Below are 19863 nucleotides of genomic sequence, written 5' to 3' on the forward strand. Positions count from 1 at the left end.
TTTTTTAATACTTTAACATCATTTTGAGAGGAGACTGTTTTGTGTTAGTTTCGCTGAGTTTGTCATCATTGTTAACATTATTTTTTATTATGCTTACTGCTTCTGGGCTAAGTGGACTATTGTTTTTACATCCACGAGTACCATTGAGTTTTGTTCGCATTCATATGGGTATCGTTGCTTTGCCTCCATTGGTTTCTCTATTGGCTCTCGCTAATACTAGAGTGAATGAAGTTGTTGGGCCTTGGTACCTAGATACCTTAGCTTGGTTAATGGCTTTCTTTGTTCTTTTAATTGGTTTAATCATTCAGCGTTTTTCTGTACGTTACTTAATGGGGGATCGTTCTTATCGAAAATATTTTACGCTTTTTACTTTCACTACAGGTTCTGCTTCAATTGCATGGTTAAGTGGTGATCTCCGCTTGATGGTTATATTTTGGGGAGCAACTCTCGTCAGTTTAACCTTACTTATAAGGTTAAACAGTGGATGGAAAGTAGCTAGTGAAGCTGCCAAGGTTTCTGGTCGCTTATTTACATTAAGTTGGTTTTCATTATTATTCGCGGTGATTTGGCTTTTTCAAGTCACAGGTCAATGGCAGTTATCATTAGTTCTAACAAATGAAAGTTTAGGTCAACTTGGAGCATGGGAGAAAACAGGGATTAATTTTTTGATTGTATTAGCGGTGATAATTCCAGCAGCTCAGTGGCCTTTCCACAGGTGGTTAATTGAGTCTGTTGTTGCTCCGACTCCTGTTTCTGCGATTATGCACGCAGGTTTAGTAAATGCAGGTGGGATTATGCTAACTCGATTTTCACCTCTTTTTAATGGTGATATAGCTTCGATTATTTTACTTATTCTGGCAAGTATTTCTGTATTGATTGGATCTGGAATTAGTTTAGTCCAGGTTGACTATAAACGTCAGTTAGTAGGCTCCACGATTGGACAAATGGGCTTTATGCTCATTCAGTGTGCATTAGGTGCGTATATAGCAGCCATAATTCATCTTATTTTACATGGTTTGTTCAAAGCTACGCTGTTTTTACAGGCTGGTTCGGCAGTACGTCGTTTCGAAGTGTCGACTCGCGTTAATGAAAGGTTATCCTATTTATGGATCATGGCTGGTCGGACTCTAGGCTTAATTGTAGGGTTAGCTTTTTGGCTCATGGCTCCTGGAGAGGGCTATCAATTGATTAGTGCGCTAATCTTAGGGTGGTCATTGTCCGTTTCTTGGACACAGCTCGTAGCTTTTGGAGAGGGGAGAATTGGTCGAATTGCTGGCTTATCATTTTTAGGAGGAGCTGCCATCGTTTATTTTATCATTCATAACCTCTTCTATGAGTGGTTGCATACAACTGTTTATCAAAGTGTTCAACCTCCAATGTCAGTTGTCATCATTGTCGTATGTCTCTTACTATTTGGTAGTGTTATAGGTACGTGGGTTGCTCGTAATCGTTCTTCTGCTTCCTTCGCAGTACTCTATCTTTGGTTAGTACGATTAGGTGAAGCAAAAACAAAGTCAGTAGAAAGTCATCCAAACTACCTTAAACAATATTTATCTCAAGGAGGTAATCAGTGATGAGCAGAACATCTATATTAATGAAAGAAAATGTAAAAAAGAAAGATACAAATATTGATCTTCAAGAAAGTGATATTAACGTTCTAATTGAATCAGCTAGCCGAGTGATTGCACCACTTTGGCCAATTTCTACATTTGCAGCACGTAATCCGTGGATGGGACTTGAAAAGCAATCTTTTGAACAGGTTGCAGGTTGGTTAAAAAATACTCGTGATATTGATATCTATCCTAGTGCTTCGATGATCCTTTCGGCAAAGAGTAAAGGTGAGATTGATGAAGCTTTTGTGAAAATGGGTCTACAGCGCTGGCTTGATTCACATTCCTTTAATGTCCCACGGGACGTGGCAGAGCAATTTTGTCATGCTGCACTAAAATTAGATCCATTACCTTCTAACCTTTTATCATCACATAAGCTGGAGAAGTTGGTAGAGGAATTTAGTGGACTGAATACGGATAGTATCGAGAATTCTTCAATGCAACCAATAAGTTCGCATATCGAGAATCAGGATGGTGAAAGGTTAGTCAATATTCTTGATCATCATGTCATCAAGTGGTGTAAATTATATCTTGATGACTCTCAGGCAGGTTGGACAATGCCAAATCGTGAGGAAGGTTTCTATAGTGCTTGGCAACGTCTCATTCAATATGATCCTGCACTAAGTAAAAATCAGCGTAAAAGTTTTAAAGATTGGCCAAAAGAGGCACATACAGCTATAAAAAAAGCGTTATCCGCACTAGAAATCCCTGGGTCAGAGGTACAGACTTATCTTGAAGGTCATTTGCTTTCCTTACCCGGATGGGCAGGAATGATACTTTGGCGCTCTCAACAATCTAGCCATGAACGTTCACTCCTAACAGAATATTTAGCAGTTCGAATTTCCATGGAGTGGGCTCTTATAAAGCCTTATTTACCTTTGACCAATCAACGATCTGAGAAAAAAGTTTCGATTACTCCCCTTTTAGCATCTTGGATTCATTGGGGGGACCTTTCAATCGAGGAATGGTCAAATATGCCTCCCGCTAAACAAAATGAATATTTATCATTTGCCTACAGCTTTGATGAGAAGCTTTGCAGGAAGCTTTGGTTAGAAGCTTGGGAACAAACACACACAGATCGATTAAGTCAGAAGATACTCTCTAAACAACGTGAGACCAACGGTAAAAAATATGCATTAGCTCAATTAGCATTCTGCATTGATGTACGATCAGAACCTTTTCGTCGTCAACTAGAAAAAGAAGGTCCGTTTGAAACGATTGGAATTGCTGGTTTCTTCGGGTTGCCGATTGCAACTAGTGAACTTGGTAGTAAACACAGCCACGCCTCCTTGCCAGTAATACTAAAACCACAACATAAAATAAAAGAGTTCGTAGATGAAGATGTACTCGAAAAATACCAACAACGTAAGCAGGCAGTTAATTCCTTAAGCAATACATTTAAAACGATGAAACAGAATGTACTTGCGAGCTTACTTTTACCTGAGCTAAGTGGACCTTGGCTTAGTCTGCAAATGGTAGCCCGTAGCTTTGTGCCTAGAAGAGCAGATCGTTTTATGCGTAACCTTCATGAGACTTGGTTACGCAAACCTAATACAAAGCTCTTGCTTAATCATGTTCATAACACAGAAGCGGAGATACCTGTTGGTTTTTCTGAAGAAGAAAAAGTGAATTATGCGCGCCAAGCTCTAAAAATGATGGGGCTAACAGAGAATTTCGCATCATTAGTCGTAATATGCGGACATGGTAGTCAAAGTACCAATAATCCTTATGCCGCTGCTCTCGACTGTGGTGCTTGCGGTGGAGCGGCAGGTGGATTCAATGCAAGGGTTTTAGCTGCTTTATGCAACCTTCCAGAGGTAAGAGAAGAGCTTTCTTCTGAAGGAATTGAAATCCCTGAGGACACCGTTTTCGTAGCCGCTGAGCATAAAACAACGGTGGATGAATTACACTGGATTTATGTTCCTGAACTTTCCGAAGCTGCACAAGATGCATTTGATCGTATCGAAGCTATTATGCCGAAAGTGAGCCAAAATGCAAATGCAGAGCGTCTAGCCCAATTACCGAATTTCCAATCGAAACTTATAAATCCGAAGGCTGAGGCACACCGATTTGCGGAAGATTGGAGTGAGATACGTCCGGAATGGGGATTAGCTCGTAATGCCGCTTTTATTATCGGCCAACGTGAACTAACTCAGGATTGTGACTTGGAAGGTAGAGCCTTCCTTCATAATTATGATTGGAAGCAGGATGAAAGTGGTGATCTCCTAGCAAATATTATTGCAGGACCTGGAACGGTGACCCAATGGATTAATTTACAATATTACGCATCAACGGTAGCACCTCATTATTATGGTAGCGGAAATAAAGCAACTCAAACCGTTACTGCAGGTCTTGGTGTTATGCAGGGGAATGCAAGTGACTTATTAGCTGGACTACCTTGGCAATCCGTCATGCAATCAGATCATGAGGCTTATCATTCTCCTCTTCGTTTGCTGATTGTCATCCAAGCACCTAGCGAATTTGTAGAACGGTTATTAAAGAATGATTCAGCATTTCGAGAAAAAGTTCAAAATGGATGGGTTCGACTCGCGAGTGTTGACCCAGAAGGACGTTGGGAAAACTGGTAACTGCTAAAATCAACATTTATCAAATGATTTGTAAAGAAGGGGTGTATGATATGGATTTAGATAAAAATCAAAAAGCATTATTTCTAACGGACATTGAAAACGGGTTGGAGCCTATTTTACAAGAAGTGACTAATATTCGACCAGAAAACATGCTGACTATACAAAGCTATGGTCCTGTAATCTCAAATCCTTATGGAGATATAATGAGGTCTGTTATCATTGCTATTTATCAGGAAAATGTTGAGGAGATTTTTGTTGTAGGAACAAAAGATAAGAGAACTGCCACAGTTAATATATTAACTCAACTTGATTCAATAAAAGATAAACTCCAAACAACGGATTACCTTTTTCAAAATTGTATACCTGAATTTCCAGGTGGTACGGTCGATGATTGGCTAACTGGAAAAGAAAATGGTAGTGACAATATCGAAAAAAGTGTTGATATCATTCGTCATCATCCATTAGTTCCATCACATGTTAAAGTTCGAGGGTTAATAGTAAATAATAATGATGGAAAATTCTCAATTGTGGAGGTTCCTACTGATAAAACAGTGTCAAACCTTACCTGATCATCACTTGTCACTTTGGAATGGAAGGGGGAGTTAACTTCTATGCACCCATACATGGGGAAAAAAGCGGTTCTATCTACAATGCATGGGAAACAGCTTGACAATTTTTCGAATTCAGGATTGACGACGAGTCCTCATATAAGGAAGAAAATCGTCTTAGAGACTTAAAAAACATATGGAATAGACCAATTTTTTGTTCAGGAGATGTATAATATATGAAAAAATCTAAAGGTTCTTTAGAATCAGAGATAAGTAAGTCAATTACTCAATGGGAAAAGGACTTTCTTGGGCGTGGGTCTGTAACTGTTAAGACAGATATATTACGGGATATGATAATTGTGAATCTACAAGGTATTTTAACACCAGCAGAATATACGGTTTGTGAAACAAAAGAGGGAATGTTAACGATAAAGAAAACTCGTTCGGAGTTAGTTGAATCTGGTATAGAAGATCTTAAAGATATTATACTAACTATTACTGGAGAAAAAGTGAAAAGTTTTCACACTGATATAAGCTCTCGCACAGGTGAACGAGTGAAGGTATTTAAATTATTTAATGATCTTGAGAAAAATCTTTAATGTAAAGAAATAAAGGGATGTCACCTTAAATAAAAGATTCTGCTATTTATATCATTTTTAATTCCCAATACAGTCTTTAATGATTTTAGAAAGATACAGAATAAAAAGAATATAAGCAAGTTTACTGTTTGAATTATCACGGTGAAACGTACCATAAGTAATAGCGAAATGTACATGATAAAGCCATTTTTGTGAAATTTTAACTTCATTCAGCAAATGCTTTTTGTACCGAAAGCTTGCGACAGGTACAGAAGTCTCCACTTCTGTAAGTGGGGGATGAATGCAAAAAGCTCTCTGATTCAATGGGGATTCAAACCCCGGCTGAATGAAGTTAAGCCTCCGGCGAGCCTTTCGATTTTTTAAAGGTCATTTATCGAGCGAGCTCGACGACGGACAGGACGTCCTAGTCAGGCGAAAGCCACAGGATGTGGCTTTCTGAAGCGTGATAAAAATCCGGGCGCAAATTCGGCGGAGCGAATTTGATGTTGGAATTTTAGATATATATGAAGTTTCTAACCCTAAAATTTCTTCGTTAGCAGGTTGTGGAAATGGTGAGTTGCCTGAAGAAGTTGAACAAATTGATGAAAGAGGATACAATTGGAGACGGTGTGTTAATTGATGAATAACTGCTTACCTACTCAGGCAAAATAGTGCTTATTTAAGAAAAGTGTAATCTGTATAATTCTAAGCTCCTAGCACATACTTATTGCCTAAGGGAGCTTTTTTTTATGTGATAAAAATTAGGAGGTAAATATGATCAAGTTTGAAAATGTAAGTAAAGTTTATAATGACGGATTTAAAGCAGTAGATTCAGTCAGTTTTGAAATTTTTGAAGGAGAGCTAGTTGTCCTTATCGGACCCAGTGGATCTGGGAAATCAACGACAATGAAAATGATTAATAGAATGATTCCCCATACAACTGGAACGATTTCTATTGATGGGAATGACATTACAAAGTTAAATGCCGCAGAGTTACGACGTAATATTGGTTATGTTATTCAACAAATTGGCCTCTTTCCTCATTATACAATTGCAGAGAATATAGCGATTGTTCCTCAACTTAAAGGGTGGGATGAACAGGATATTAAAAAGCGAGTGAAAGAGCTCTTGGAGATGGTGGGACTTGACCCAGAGGTATATAGCAACCGATTTCCAAAAGAATTATCAGGTGGACAGCAACAGCGTGTTGGTGTTGCAAGAGCTTTGGCATCAAATCCAAGGATTATCTTGATGGATGAACCATTTGGTGCACTGGATCCAATTACAAGGGAGCAAATACAAGGAGAATTAATTTCCTTGCAGCAAAAACTTAAGAAGACAATTGTTTTTGTAACTCACGATATGGATGAAGCGTTAAAACTCGGTGATCGAATTGCTATTATGAAAGATGGCAGTTTACTTCAACTTGACACTCCAGAGAAGTTATTACAAGAACCTACATATGGCTTTGTCGAAGAGTTCATTGGTAAACATCGAATTATTCAGAATCCTGAGCTCATGTCAGTTGCAGAGGTTATGGTGGAAAATGTTTTAACTTCTTTTCCAGGTCGATCTCCTGAAAAAGCTCTTGCAATAATGCGCAAACATAAAAAAACAATGTTAGTTATCGTTGACGAGAGTGACCATATGATTGGAATTGTATCTGCTTATGATGTGATAAAGAAAATGGAAGAAATTAAAACAATTGAAGAGATTATGCAAACTTCTGAACCCTTTCTATTGAGCTCGCAAAGTGCCAAAGATGCCATTGTGATGATGCCGAAAGCGTCACTCGGAATCATTCCGGTCGTCGATGAAACCAAAAGGGTAGTAGGATTAGTGACTCGTGGAACATTGCTTTCCGCATTGTCCAGCCAATGGACAGAATTGGAGGCAAACGGATGAAAAACTTAAATTTATGGGAACAAATTGTTCAACAAACACAAATGCGGTGGGAAGATGTGCTTGAGGCAACATTTATCCATATCCAACTCGTGTTTTTTTCGATGCTGATGGCCGTTATACTTGGAGTTTTCTTAGGTGTTCTTATTACGCGCGTATCATCCCTAGTACCGTTCATATTAGGTGGGACAGGAATTATGCAAACAATTCCAAGTCTTGCGGTACTTGGGTTTTTAATCCCCGTTTTTGGAATTGGTGTAAAAACAGGAATTGCGGCATTATTTTTGTATTCACTTTTACCGATTGTTCGAAACACGTATACAGGTATCAAAGATGTAGATAAGGCAACGTTAGAAGCGGCCAAAGGAATGGGAATGAAGAGCAAACAGATATTACTTAAGGTTGAGCTTCCTTTGGCAATGCCAATTATAATGGCTGGAGTCCGTACCGCTGCTGTTATTAACGTGGGAAATGCGACATTGGCAGCATTTATAGGAGCTGGTGGGCTTGGAGACTTTATATTCTTAGGCATTACACGAGGAATAGATGGCTTAATATTTTTAGGAGCTATCCCCGCTGCTATATTAGCGATTTTGCTTGAGTTCCTCTTTAATAAGCTTGAACGTTGGTCTACACCAGAGGGGTTGAAATAGGATGAAAAGAAAATTAATTTTACCTTTTATGGCTATTATTACTGTTATTCTCCTAGGGGGATGCATATTAAATAGTGGCGATTCAGTCACAATTGGTTCAAGAAATAATACGGAAAGTATCATTTTATCAAATATTATGGGTCAATTAATTGAAGATAAAACGGATATAAATGTAATATATAGAGAAAATCTTGGTGGTTCTAATGTTGTTTGGAATGCATTGATGAATGGCAGTATTCAAGTGATACCTGATTATACAGGTACGATTGTGATTACGTATTATGGTGAATCTCCTGGAACCGCTGAAGAAACCTTAGCAAAAACGAAGGAACTTGTGGCAAAAGATAATATTGTAGCATTTAATACATTCGGGTTTAATAATACGTACACGCTAGCATTAGATGAAGCAGAAGCAGAGAGACTAGACGTAGAAACATTCAGTGACTTTGCGGAGGTTTCCGAACAATTTACGCTTGGAGCAGTTTTCGAATTTATTGATCGTCCGGACGGTTTGCCAGGATTTAAAGAAGAATATGATCTAGAGTTTAAAGATGTGAAGGGAATGGACCATGGGATGATGTATCGTGCAATTGCTGGAGGTGACGTGGATGTAATCAATTCCTACACAACAGATGGTCAATTACAGGTATTCGATTTGAGAGTACTCGAAGATGATAAGTCTTACTTTCCACCTTATCACGCCCTTCCTCTAGTACTAGAAGAAACGCTCGAAAGATATCCTGAATTAGAGGAAGTACTACAGAAGCTAGAAGGTAAAATTGATGAACCGACGATGCAAGCCATGAATGCTAAAGTGGATAACGAAGGCATTATGGTTGAAGTTGTAGCAAAGGAATTTTTACAAGAAGCTGGTTTAATTGAGTAGTATAGTGGCAATATACATAAGCGTCAAATAGCTTACGTTGTACAATCGATCCAAAGTCTCCTCGAACGGCTATAAGGTGCCAGACAACATCCAGATAATTGGTAATCAGATAGGGTAGTACGATCTAGGGCACACCCTGAATGTGTGATGAAGGGATAAAAACCACGAAGAAGCCAGCATGAATGATCATGCTGGCTTCTTCATGGTTTTTGATGGTCTGCTCCGCAGGGATGCCTTGAAAAATCTTGTTTTAGAAAAATGTTTCATGGAAAGTTTATTAAAAAAATGCGAACTTTCTATAACCAAACCTTTATACAAATGGAATAAATGGTATTATTTGAAAAAAAGGATAAACTATTCAACTATCTGAAACTGGATTTTGTCTTTCTGAGTTAAAATTAATATGCGTAAAAAAATTGTACTGAAATACGTAAGATTAAACTGTGCTTACTCAATCTAGTTAATGATTAAAAGTTACTTATGTCCTATATCTAGATTGGGTTTCAACATGTTGATAGTTTTGCACCTCTTATAGGTTAAATATTTTAGTAGAGGAGATGGTAAGATTGGGTTCAATTTTGGAAATTTTGGCTAATATTCTCATGTCATTTAGTATGTTTGGCGGAGAACCAAGTGATGAGAAAATTGAAAAGAATATAATGTTATTGAAAGAATTGGATTGGTTTAAAGAAATTTATCAAAATGACCAATATAAAGAATTGATAAAGACAAATGTAAATGTTAGGTATGCAATTGGAACCTCAAATGTTAAAAGTGCAAAAAAATATCAAAAGGTACAATTAAGAATTCAGAAGAAGATAATGGAGACTATAAAAGAAGAAAGTGAAAAATGAAGGGACAGGAACCTTAAACGGGGCGCCTTTTGAAAGTGGAATCAGCATTAGCAGTTCTGGTGCAAAAATTCCAAACCACTTGTAAGTAATCTTTGAATCTTGGACATACTGATACTAGTACTCTAAAAAAGGACAGACTCTCCAAAGGGAGAAGTCTGTCCAAAATCAAATGGAAACAAGACAAAAGATCGGAAAGGCACAAAATGCTGCGTACCAGAAAAGCAAAGCTAATAAAGAACCAATAATGGGACTAACGACCTTTCCGAAACCATTTGATGCTTCAACTAAACCTAGAACCTTGCTCTGTTCTCCACCTTTAAATAAATCCCCGGTTAAGGCCATCGCCATGGATGTTGTTTCCGCAGCACCAATTCCTTGCATAATCCTTCCTGCAAGAATCCATGTATAGGCATTGGAAAACCAAGCTGCGGCAGCAGCCGCCAAAATTCCTCCGCTTCCGTACAAAATGAGGGCAGGGATCACGATTACTTTTCGTGAAAACCGGTCAGATAGATAACCTAAGATCGGAATCATGACCGCGGCGGAAATCGAAAATACAGAAATAATTAAGCTAGTTTGAAATTGCGTAAGATCGAGTTCGTTTTTCATTTTTGGAAGAATGGGGATTAACATAGAATTTCCTAAAACAAGTATAAGTGGAATGGATCCGATTGCAATAATTGTCATTCCTTTTTGTTTTTGCTTTGGCATGAATGACACCCCTGATAGTAGAATCTGTAACTCTTTTATTGTTTGATATGACGAAAGCATTTATTGAAGATTATTGCCTATTTTTGGGGGTACAAACCTAAAATCTACACCTTTGCCCAATTTTTGAATAGTCTAACGTAAAAATTAAGGAGTTGAATGCAATGGATTTTTTAGAGATACCTAAAAGGACTACAGGAAAGCGGACATACGGTCTTACGTCCATTATCGATTTAGGAACTTCGATCGGGGAATTAAAAAATATTTTAGATGATTATCATCCGGTTATTGATATTGCTAAAATTGGAATAGGGTCTGCTTATGTAACACCAAACTTAAAGGAAAAGGTAGATCTGTATAAGGGATTTCAAATAGAACCGTATTGTGGAGGCACTTTATTTGAAAAATGCTATCAACAAAGAAAAGTTACTGAATATTTAAAGTTTTTATGCAATCTAGGGATTGAATGGGTTGAAATATCAAACGGTACATTAAATATTTCTCTATACGAACGTCTCAAATTGATTTCTGAAATCAAAAAGGATTTTCACATTATAGCAGAAGTAGGATCAAAAGACTCTGATCAAGAGATGCCTATTTCCGAGTGGAAGGAAGAAATAAGGTTATTATTAGAGGCAGGAAGCGAATATGTGATTACAGAAGGGAGAGATTCAGGCACTTCTGGTATTTATCAAAAAAATGGCAACATCAAATCCGATTTGATTAGCGAGTTAGTAAAAGATATAGATAGCCAAAAAATTATTTTTGAAGCTCCTACTGCAAAACACCAAATGTATTTTATTAATGAAATTGGAACGAATGTTAATTTAGGAAATGTGAAATTAAGAGATGTATTACTTTTAGAAGCTCAACGGTGTGGATTAAGAAGTGAAACCTTTTATTTGGAGGAGAACGTGAATACAAATTACCGTCATAAGACATTTTATATAAAATGAAGAATGATTAGCAAAAAATATATTACGTATAAAACATCATATATTTAAACATTCTAAAAGTAGAACTAGCAATTCCAATTCGAATTCCTTAAGGCCCTCTAAAGGGGGCTTTTTTATAGTCTGTTGAATTTAGTCTTTGGTAGGGACTGACTCTCAACATTGACTTGCAATGTAACCCCTTTTAAAGGCATTTTCCCCATATAAACGTCCGCCCAGCCCCAAAGTGCAATGTCTGGTTCCATTTCTGGCAAACTGCTTGTTCCAACTTTGGTGTCACCATGCATTGGTTGATTATATACAACTCCAAACCACAGTAGCCTTTAGGCTGCGATTTCCTTTAAGAATAAGGATTTAGTGAACTAAAGGTTAAAACAATGAATTTCAGAATCCTTTCAGAACCTTCTTTGGGTGACAACAATAGAGCCTGTAAGAAAGGAAAAGGCGATTTTCTTAACAATTCATAGGTTCCTGTTCCATTTACGGCTAACGCTTCCATACGGAACAAGCCGAAAACCTTCAAAACAGTGGATAGCAGCTATACGGTTGCTTTTATTTAATATTTTTCCTTACCTTCCAAATTGTAAAACAGGACAATCCTTCTAATCTTCGGCTGGTAGGACACTGGAACATTTCCTACTGGAAGCTAAGAAAGCTAGTCAATCGATCAAAGTTAAAACTTCGATCGATATTATGGTGAAGGGAAGGTGTAATAACGGAGGTTTTTAATGGATAATAGAGGGTAAGTTGGGAAAGATATCATTAACTCTTTTCAAACGAATGGTGGTTATTTATTTTATGGAATGGGATTATATATGGAAAGCGATATTGATCGTTTTTGTGGGAACAGTACTTTTGAGAATTGCAGGTAGGAAAACAATTCCACAAATGACATTGGCTGAAACTGTTATTATGATTGGGATTGGGTCTTTATTAATTCAACCTGTAGCAGGAAAAAATATTTGGACAACCTTTTTGGTTGGTGGTGTTCTTGTCGGAACACTATTAGTAATGGAATTTATACAAATGAAATCTGACAGTTTTGAAAAAGCGATTACAGGTAAAGCAAAGGTGGTAATCGAAAACGGAATGTTGAATGAAAAAAACTTGATGAAACTTAGGTTATCGGTGGACCAACTTGAAATGAAACTCAGACAAAAAAGTGTATCTAAAATTAGTGACGTAAAATGGGCAACATTAGAACCAAATGGTCAATTAGGTTTTGAGTTGAAACAGGATGCTCAGCCTGTAACGAAAAAGGAATTTGAAGATTTCAAACAAACAATGATTAATTTGATACCTAGTAATTCGCAACTTACTCATATAAATGACACTTTAAACTTGATAAACAAACAGTATAAGGCCGAAAGCCAAGAGGACATATTCGCAGAAGTTCAGAATAAAGTACATAAAAACGCCCCACCCAAGCATTTACAATAATCTCAATAACGGGGGCAATGATTGGTGCGAAATGTTCCTGGCTCAAATGAAATGTGGTCACACAATTTCGGTAAAGGTCAGGCAGTTTTAGGTTTCTGAAACTGAAGGGTTATGTCGAGGGGTCGAATGACGAGGTAACGCTCTGAAAGGCTCCCCCTGCGTCGAATAGCACGTCGCTTAGTAAGGAAAAGGGTTCTGGTGCAAAAATTCCAAACCACTTGTAAGTAATCTTTGAATCTTGGACATACTGATACTAGTACTCTAAAAAAGGACAGACTCTCCAAAGGGAGAAGTCTGTCCAAAATCAAAAAGAATTCATCCATCAACTGTTTGGACTAGTTGCATAGGACCAGGGGTCACTAGAAATCCTTCGCTTTTTTATATTTTCTTCAAGTATTTGCACCAGAACCCTTTTTTCCTACAGTACATGGATAAAATACATATTGTTTTCTTAAAGTAATTACTAGTCTTAAACCATCCTCTTGCTTTCCACAAGTAATGCCTCAGGGGCAAAGTACCATTATCCTGCATCCTTCAGATCGAGATTATCGGACCGTTCTAACTTGTTCCAGCCGACCCGGTTCCCTTTTAGGGCTGTGAGAATCGATTTCCAGATAACAAAAAGCAATAAGTAACGGTAGACCATTCTTTGCAAGATCAGGGTCATCAGTGGCTTTGGGCTAAGCTTCTCCATTCTGAAAGCAACTAAACTAATCAGGAGATCCGTGATAAAGTAACAGCCAAAAACCAATAATGACTTTTTCACATCGCCTACTACGATTCCTAGAATAAACAACAAATCTAAAAATGGTGCAAATAAAGGGACGCCAAATTGAAATAGCAGTATATTGGGAAGAGCAATGAATCCTAGTGATTTATGCTTCCTTCTCCCAAACGCTTTCTTATGCTTCCAAAAGCATTGTAATGTTCCAAAGGTCCATCTAAACCGCTGTTTAAGAAAATCGCTAACCGTTTCTGGTGCCTCTGTATAGGCATATGCCTGTTCATCGATTATTACTTTGTGACCCCGTCTTAGAATACTTAAGGTCAGATCTGTATCCTCTGCCAATGTGTCGGCTGAAAAATAACCAAGCTCTTTAATGGCCTGTTTGCGCCACGCACCTATGGCTCCTGGGACAACCGTTACACAATTTAGGGTGTCAAAAGCACGTTTTTCCAGATTAAACCCGGTGACATACTCAACATGCTGCCAGGCTGTCAATAAATTGTGCACATTTCCAACCCTCACATTCCCGGACACTGCTGCCACCTTTTCATCTGCAAAGTGGCGGACAAGCAGCGAAATCGCTTCAGGCGGGACAATGGTGTCCGCATCGATCGCAACAAGGATGTCCCCTGCTGACCTTTTGCTTCCCATATTAATGGCCGATGCTTTTCCTCCGTTTTTCTTATGCAGTAGGTGAACCTTTTCATTGTCAGAGAAATGCTTCGATACAACCAAAGACGTCTGATCCTTAGAGCCATCATCGACTACAAGGATTTCAAGGCTTGGATAATCGCTTTTCAAGATCGACTGAATGGTCCTATTTATCACTTTCTCTTCATTGTAGGCAGCAATGATAACACTCACAAATGGAGTAAAGGAATCTCTCGGAGGTTCGTCCTGAGCCTGTTTTTTATGCTTAAATGCTAAACAAGCAAGGATTAAAAGGCGCAGAAGCGCAATAAAAAGCACACCATAAAGCAAAATGGAAATGAGGTACTTGAAGTTCGTTATATTGAACAACATCACTTTTGTGCTTTGCACGATTGGGTTTTCCACATCTGGAACCGGAGATAGGATACTGCTTTGGCTTTCATCCATTAGCTTGCTGATCGTCACAAATGTATAGCCTTTGCTTTGCAATTGTTCAATCAACTTTGGAAGGGCCTGAACGGTTGCCTCCCTGTCTCCACCCCCGTCATGCAGCAAAATAATATCACCGCTTGATACCTGATTGAGCACATTTTCAACAATGGCCTTGCTATCACGCAGCTTCCAGTCCTTTGCATCAATATCATAATTAACGGTAACATAGCCCATTTGAGTGATCTCGTGCATTCTTTGAAAAGAGGGCTGAAGGTACTTTGCTTCTTCATCTCCATATGGGGACCGATATAATAAGGACGTATGGCCGGTTATCCCTTGAATGATGCGCTGAGTACTATTTAGTTCAAGCTTTAATTGATCATCCGATAGTTGATTTATATATGGATGTGAAAACGTATGGTTGCCAATCTCATGGCCGTCCCGATACATTTGTTCAACGATACCCTGATGGAGCATCGCCTGTTTGCCGATGATAAAAAACGTGGCCGGGATTTGATAGTGTTTCAGGGTTTTTAATATATCTTCTGTGTATTTAGGGTCGGGCCCGTCATCAAAGGTTAAGACGATCTCTTTATCGGATGGCTGGCTTAACCGTTCAAATTCTGAGGATTTTGGGTTTTTTACATAGGCTTCACTTGTAATGAAACCAGCATCATCAAATTGAAGGCTGCGTTCGCCTTCTGCCCCGTTCTCTATAGCACGAAATATATTTCCTTCTCCCGTGCTATAGATAGTGTCTCCATTTTTAACCGTAAGCAATTCTTCCGTCTTTTCTTCTTTTAAAATATCCCAAACAGAGGGGTCCTCGGTTCCGAGACGCCATAATGCAATTCCCTGGGTTCCAGCCTGGGCAGACATTTTCAATTGGTTATAGAAGGTCGCACTATCCAAAAACCAGATTTCATGCACCTTGTTGTTCTCCCTATATTTAAGATAAGGCGTTTGGCTCATGTCATCCCATTGTATTTTCAGGTCTGCCTTTTCTATCAGCCTAGTGACATCATCAAAGGATACGGCTTCCCCAGCTTGTTTGCTTTCCCAATCCCAATCATAGCCATAATTGCCCAAACCAACAATCAGTTTGTCCTTGGATATTTGGGAGAGGTTTTCTTTAAACCATGAAGACGAGGCAATCGAGCCAGGATTAAGGACATTCTCATCGTATGACATCAAAATGATTTGATCAGCATGATTTTCCAATGCCTTGTAATCGAATGCCTCATTTGCCGGCGGTACATCGATGGATACAGATAGGCCTTCTGCATGAAAAACCTTGTAAAGGTCCCTCATAAAATCGGTCAATAAATCTCGATCACTCTTGTTGATATTCTCAAAGTCAATATTGATTCCATCATATCCATACTTTTTAATTTGTGTATGTAGATTTTTTATCAATTTCGCTTGTTCTTCAGGCGAACTCAATAGCTTATGTATTGTTTTCTGGTTCCACTCGCCATTCTGTTCATTGTTAATTAATGGTACAACTTTCACGTTATTCTTTTTTGCCAGTTCCCCTATTTCCATTTGAATATTGCTTTCAACTTCTAAATCAGGAGTTAAACGAAACCATTGGGGAATCAGCACATCGATCGTATCAATATTACGCCTTAATGAAAGTTCACTATTTTTATCCCAATTAACATGGAAAGCATACACATCTTGGTTGTGGGTTATCTTTTCTTGAAGAAACTTTTCGTTCGTATCAGTATGTAAAAAAGTAGCAGAAGAGTCGGTTACTCCGGATGGAGCAATATGCGAAAATTCATTCGTTTCTTTTGTCTCTACTTCAGGCATGATCGGATTAAAATAGATGCCTAACCCAGACATGAATAGGACCATACAGGAAACGATGACCACTAGAGTGAAAGAACAGATCAATACGCCCCATCTTTTGTTTGATTTTGTTTCAAAAATAAACGGTTTATCAAGGGGGGCGTTCCCCTTTTTATTTTTTTTTCTTCTATTATAAGAAGATATCTTTTTGGACATGGTTGGCTACCTACCTTGCATCATTTATTTGCCTTTGCTTAAACACTTTCACATCCCCACTTTTTATGACATATGTTTTTACTAGTAAATCAGACATATATTGTTAAAAAGTTCACAAAAACTTTGCGATTTCATAGTCCAGTCAGCATGAAAAACAAAGGGATCTAAAGTTTCCAATCCCTTTGTTTTTTATGCTGAAAATGAGGTACACACTTCCTGATCCGTTTCTACCTTTTAATGGATAATTATCCCTCAAATGGTAGTTTACATGATTCCTATACAAGAGTAGCAGTAGACTATTAAAAAATAAATAAGCTGATATGTTCAATATTTAATACATAAAACCAGAAAAATGACTGTCTTTAAGGCATAATCCTTATATATTATCTAAAAAATGGAAATGTTTGATTTGAAATTCATTTAGGCCAATAATCCAGCAAGCGCTTCTATAACCAAAGCAAGGTTGTTCCTTTTATATGATGTTTCCAGTTATTTAGGGATAACCCTCTCATTTATTGTAAGAAACCCTTTAGTAGAAATGCTCATTTTGATGATTTATCTATAGAAAATAAGTATTATATAAAGGTTTCTATCTTCAAAAAGGGTCATCCTACCTATCCAAGGTTATCTATTTACCCGCATTACAGTCATAGTCGTCATTTTTCTAGTGAATTTGAAGTATACCTGTTTGTTTTTTTAGATGATAAACTGAAACAAGTTTAGCGCAAAGGAAGTGTGAGAATGAAACAGGAACACAAATCTCCTAAGCATAAAAAAAAGCGGCTCGGGTTTAACATTACCATTGGAGTCATTTTGCTTCTTATTGTAGGTGCAGGAGTGTACGGCTTTTCAGTGTATAACTCTGTTGCCAGTACATTTAAACAAACACATGAACCACTTAACCGTTTAGAATTCGAAAAGCGTGTGGTAGATTTGACTAAGAAAGACCCAATATCCATATTATTGCTTGGTGTTGACCAGCGCGAGGGAGACCGCGGACGTCCGGATTCATTGATTGTATTAACCATCAATCCTGACGACCAATCTGTAAAAATGGTAAGCGTTCCCCGGGACACACATACCGAAATAATCGGGAAAGAAACAAAGGATAAAATGAACCATAGCTATACATATGGCGGGATTGATATGACAATCAAAACGGTTGAAAGTTTCCTAGATATCCCGATTGATTACTTCGTGAAAGTCAATATGGACGGTTTTAAAGACCTTGTAGACTCTGTTGGCGGGATTACAGTGAATAACACCTTAGACTTTACATATAAAGGGGTAGACTTTCCTGTAGGCCCATTGCAATTGAATGGTGAGGAAGCCTTAAAGTATTCTCAAATGCGTAAGTTAGATCCAAACGGTGATTTTGGACGGCAAGAACGCCAACGCAAGATTATCCAGGCTGTAATTGAAGAAGGTGCCTCCACAAAAACACTGGCAAACTACGGGAACATATTAGATGTCATTGGAAATAATGTGAAAACCAATTTAACCTTTGATGAAATAAAAGTGATCCAAGCGAATTACAAGGAAGCTCGGCATCACTTTGAACAAATTCAAATTAACGGAACAGGGAAAGAAATCGAAGAGGTCTATTACTACTTTGTACCTGAGACTGAACGTACAAACCTGTCCAAAATGCTTAAAGAACATTTAACGATTGAATAGCTTTCTTCACAAAGCGCAAATTAGGAAATAAAAAAGGTGTCTGATCCCCGTGGCTTGTAGGGGACAGGCACTTTTTTATACTTCAACGAGGTAACGTGGAACTGAAAATAGTCTGGGTCACAGTGAGAGCGACTGAGCGAAATGGGTGCCAGGCATCATCTAGATATTTGGAAATTAGATAGGCTGGTACTATCTAGGCAGGACCTGAAACATCTTGTTTCACAAAAATTTATTTTGATCGATTTGCAGGACGTTTATAAGAGATATAGAATAAAGGACTTGTTTGAAACGTGGGGAGAATTTTTATAAATAGATTAATGCCTAAATCATAGGCAAGCATCTATACATAGGATGAATTGTGTTACAAGTTTTAAATTCTAAGGAGGAAATTGAATGTATCAGAATATGTCCCATCATATGGATCAAAGTCACATGTCCCATCATATGGATCAAAGTCACATGTCTCATCATCAAGATCAAAGTCACGTGTCCCATCATAGAGTTCTGGAAACTATTCAAAATTGTGAAGCTATTTGTGAATTTACGGAGTATTCAATTATACAAATGGAAGGTTCTAGCCATAGAAAAGAGCAATTAAGATTGCTTAGGGACTGTGCAGATATATGTACTTTAACTGCTAAATACATTGCCCGTTGTAGCTACTTTGCAAAATCAATGGCTTCATTATGTGCACAGATTTGCGAAGTTTGTGGTAACCATTGTTTGCAGCACCCTGATGAACTATCGCAAAGGTGTGGTAAAGTCTGCTTGCATTGCGCACAAGAATGTCGTGCCTATGCTATGTCTGCATAGCTCCAAAAATTGAAAGAAAAGCAAGTATCGATAGAGGAGCAAATATTGAAATGAACATCAGTAGTTCCAAAATGATGACTTCACTTAGCCTCATGAAACTCCTCCTTTTTACCAGTAATTCGAATAAAAGCAGGTAACAATATGTTACCTGCTTTTTACTTTACATTGTAGCCATTTTACGACATTCTTCAGCACACTGACGGCAGATTTTAGCACACTCTTGACAATGCGCGTCTTGAAACTTCTCACATTCCATCGCACATGCTTCACAAATAGCTGCACAAAGTTGACAGAATTGTTTTGAGAATGCACTATTTCGAGACATGTAAGCCACTGATTGTAAACAAATTTCAGCACAATCATTCAGCGTTTGGAGACATTTCACTCTTGCTTGTACATCAGGTTCTTGTAAGCAAGCCGTTGTACATTCTTCACAAGCTCTTGCACATTTCACACATACTTCAATACAACTATCCATATTTGTTGGCGACATTGATAATACACCCATATTAAAACCTCCATTAAATGTAGTCAAGGCTATTATCTTCTATTCACCTTTTTTTATACAAAACCTGACATGATTATATATAGTTTTTCCTTTAGTAATTAAACTGTTTACTTTAGTGTAAGGGTTATCGCCACATCGTCATCAAGCTCAGATGAAATTGTATCCCCAAAACGATAAAATACTTTCTTTCATTGATTTTAACTTCATTCAGCAAATGCTTTTTGTACCGAAAGCTTGCGACAGGTACAGAAGTCCGCCACTTCTGTAAGTGGGGGATGAATGCAAAAAGCTCTCTGATTCAGTAGGGGTTCAAACCCCGGCTGAA

Annotated in this window: 15 protein-coding genes and 2 pseudogenes; 13 read left to right on the forward strand and 4 right to left on the reverse strand. The window is 38.0% G+C overall.

The window, feature by feature from the left end; translation table 11 throughout:
- The first annotated feature begins 41 nt into the window (after positions 1-41).
- From JMM81_RS20250 to JMM81_RS20290, 9 genes and pseudogenes are all read left to right on the forward strand, one after another.
- Positions 42-1574 carry an NADH dehydrogenase subunit 5 gene (locus JMM81_RS20250; RefSeq protein WP_256243356.1) on the forward strand — a complete coding sequence of 511 codons (1533 nt, stop codon included), beginning with the start codon at positions 42-44 and terminating at the stop codon, positions 1572-1574.
- Complete coding sequence (locus tag JMM81_RS20255) at positions 1574-4198, forward strand: DUF2309 domain-containing protein (RefSeq protein ID WP_256243357.1); 2625 nt, start codon at positions 1574-1576, stop codon at positions 4196-4198. The genes JMM81_RS20250 and JMM81_RS20255 overlap by 1 nt, the downstream gene beginning before the upstream one ends.
- A gap of 28 nt (positions 4199-4226) precedes the next feature.
- A pseudogene (locus tag JMM81_RS20260) lies at positions 4227-4804 on the forward strand (carbonic anhydrase).
- 178 nt (positions 4805-4982) lie between these two features.
- Entirely contained in the window at positions 4983-5345 is a 363-nt protein-coding gene (locus JMM81_RS20265) for a Na-translocating system protein MpsC family protein (protein WP_256243359.1), read from the forward strand.
- Positions 5346-5787: 442 nt separating this feature from the next.
- Entirely contained in the window at positions 5788-5964 is a 177-nt protein-coding gene (locus JMM81_RS20270; RefSeq protein WP_256243360.1) for a hypothetical protein, read from the forward strand.
- A 134-nt stretch (positions 5965-6098) separates the two neighbouring features.
- Entirely contained in the window at positions 6099-7229 is a 1131-nt protein-coding gene (locus JMM81_RS20275) for a betaine/proline/choline family ABC transporter ATP-binding protein (protein WP_256243361.1), read from the forward strand.
- A complete protein-coding gene (locus JMM81_RS20280; protein ID WP_256243362.1) occupies positions 7226-7879 on the forward strand; it encodes an ABC transporter permease in 654 nt (217 codons plus the stop codon). The genes JMM81_RS20275 and JMM81_RS20280 overlap by 4 nt, the downstream gene beginning before the upstream one ends.
- 1 nt (position 7880) lies before the next feature.
- The gene (locus JMM81_RS20285; protein WP_256243363.1) at positions 7881-8765 is read left to right on the forward strand and encodes a glycine betaine ABC transporter substrate-binding protein; all 885 of its coding nucleotides are present in this window, start codon (positions 7881-7883) and stop codon (positions 8763-8765) included.
- A gap of 566 nt (positions 8766-9331) precedes the next feature.
- On the forward strand, positions 9332-9619 hold the full coding sequence (locus tag JMM81_RS20290; RefSeq protein ID WP_256243364.1) for a hypothetical protein: 288 nt from the start codon (positions 9332-9334) through the stop codon (positions 9617-9619).
- 168 nt (positions 9620-9787) lie between these two features.
- On the opposite strand, the pseudogene JMM81_RS20295 reads toward JMM81_RS20290, so the two are convergent.
- Positions 9788-10330 (reverse strand): annotated as a pseudogene (locus JMM81_RS20295) (MFS transporter); the annotation flags it as partial.
- Between the two features lie 161 nt (positions 10331-10491).
- Here JMM81_RS20295 and JMM81_RS20300 point away from each other — a divergent pair.
- A complete protein-coding gene (locus JMM81_RS20300) occupies positions 10492-11283 on the forward strand; it encodes a phosphosulfolactate synthase (RefSeq protein ID WP_256243365.1) in 792 nt (263 codons plus the stop codon).
- A 113-nt stretch (positions 11284-11396) separates the two neighbouring features.
- Here JMM81_RS20300 and JMM81_RS20305 read toward each other — a convergent pair whose 3' ends face one another.
- Positions 11397-11525 carry a hypothetical protein gene (locus tag JMM81_RS20305; RefSeq protein WP_256243366.1) on the reverse strand — a complete coding sequence of 43 codons (129 nt, stop codon included), beginning with the start codon at positions 11523-11525 and terminating at the stop codon, positions 11397-11399.
- A gap of 553 nt (positions 11526-12078) precedes the next feature.
- Between JMM81_RS20305 and JMM81_RS20310 the strand changes: the two genes are divergently transcribed.
- Positions 12079-12720 carry a DUF421 domain-containing protein gene (locus JMM81_RS20310; protein ID WP_256243372.1) on the forward strand — a complete coding sequence of 214 codons (642 nt, stop codon included), beginning with the start codon at positions 12079-12081 and terminating at the stop codon, positions 12718-12720.
- Between the two features lie 520 nt (positions 12721-13240).
- On the opposite strand, the gene JMM81_RS20315 is transcribed toward JMM81_RS20310, so the two are convergent.
- Positions 13241-16540, reverse strand: coding sequence for a trifunctional glycoside hydrolase family 18/polysaccharide deacetylase/glycosyltransferase family 2 protein (locus tag JMM81_RS20315; RefSeq protein ID WP_256243367.1), 3300 nt, complete (start codon positions 16538-16540; stop codon positions 13241-13243).
- Between the two features lie 741 nt (positions 16541-17281).
- On the opposite strand from JMM81_RS20315, the gene JMM81_RS20320 reads away from it, so the two are divergent.
- Positions 17282-18217, forward strand: coding sequence for an LCP family glycopolymer transferase (locus JMM81_RS20320; RefSeq protein WP_256243368.1), 936 nt, complete (start codon positions 17282-17284; stop codon positions 18215-18217).
- 459 nt (positions 18218-18676) lie between these two features.
- Complete coding sequence (locus tag JMM81_RS23305; protein WP_483862177.1) at positions 18677-19030, forward strand: four-helix bundle copper-binding protein; 354 nt, start codon at positions 18677-18679, stop codon at positions 19028-19030.
- 160 nt (positions 19031-19190) lie between these two features.
- Here JMM81_RS23305 and JMM81_RS20325 read toward each other — a convergent pair whose 3' ends face one another.
- Positions 19191-19538 carry a four-helix bundle copper-binding protein gene (locus tag JMM81_RS20325; protein ID WP_256243369.1) on the reverse strand — a complete coding sequence of 116 codons (348 nt, stop codon included), beginning with the start codon at positions 19536-19538 and terminating at the stop codon, positions 19191-19193.
- Positions 19539-19863 lie beyond the last annotated feature (325 nt).

It is taken from the genome of Bacillus sp. V3B, assembly GCF_024494465.1.
Lineage (GTDB): Bacteria > Bacillota > Bacilli > Bacillales > Cytobacillaceae > Bacillus_BD.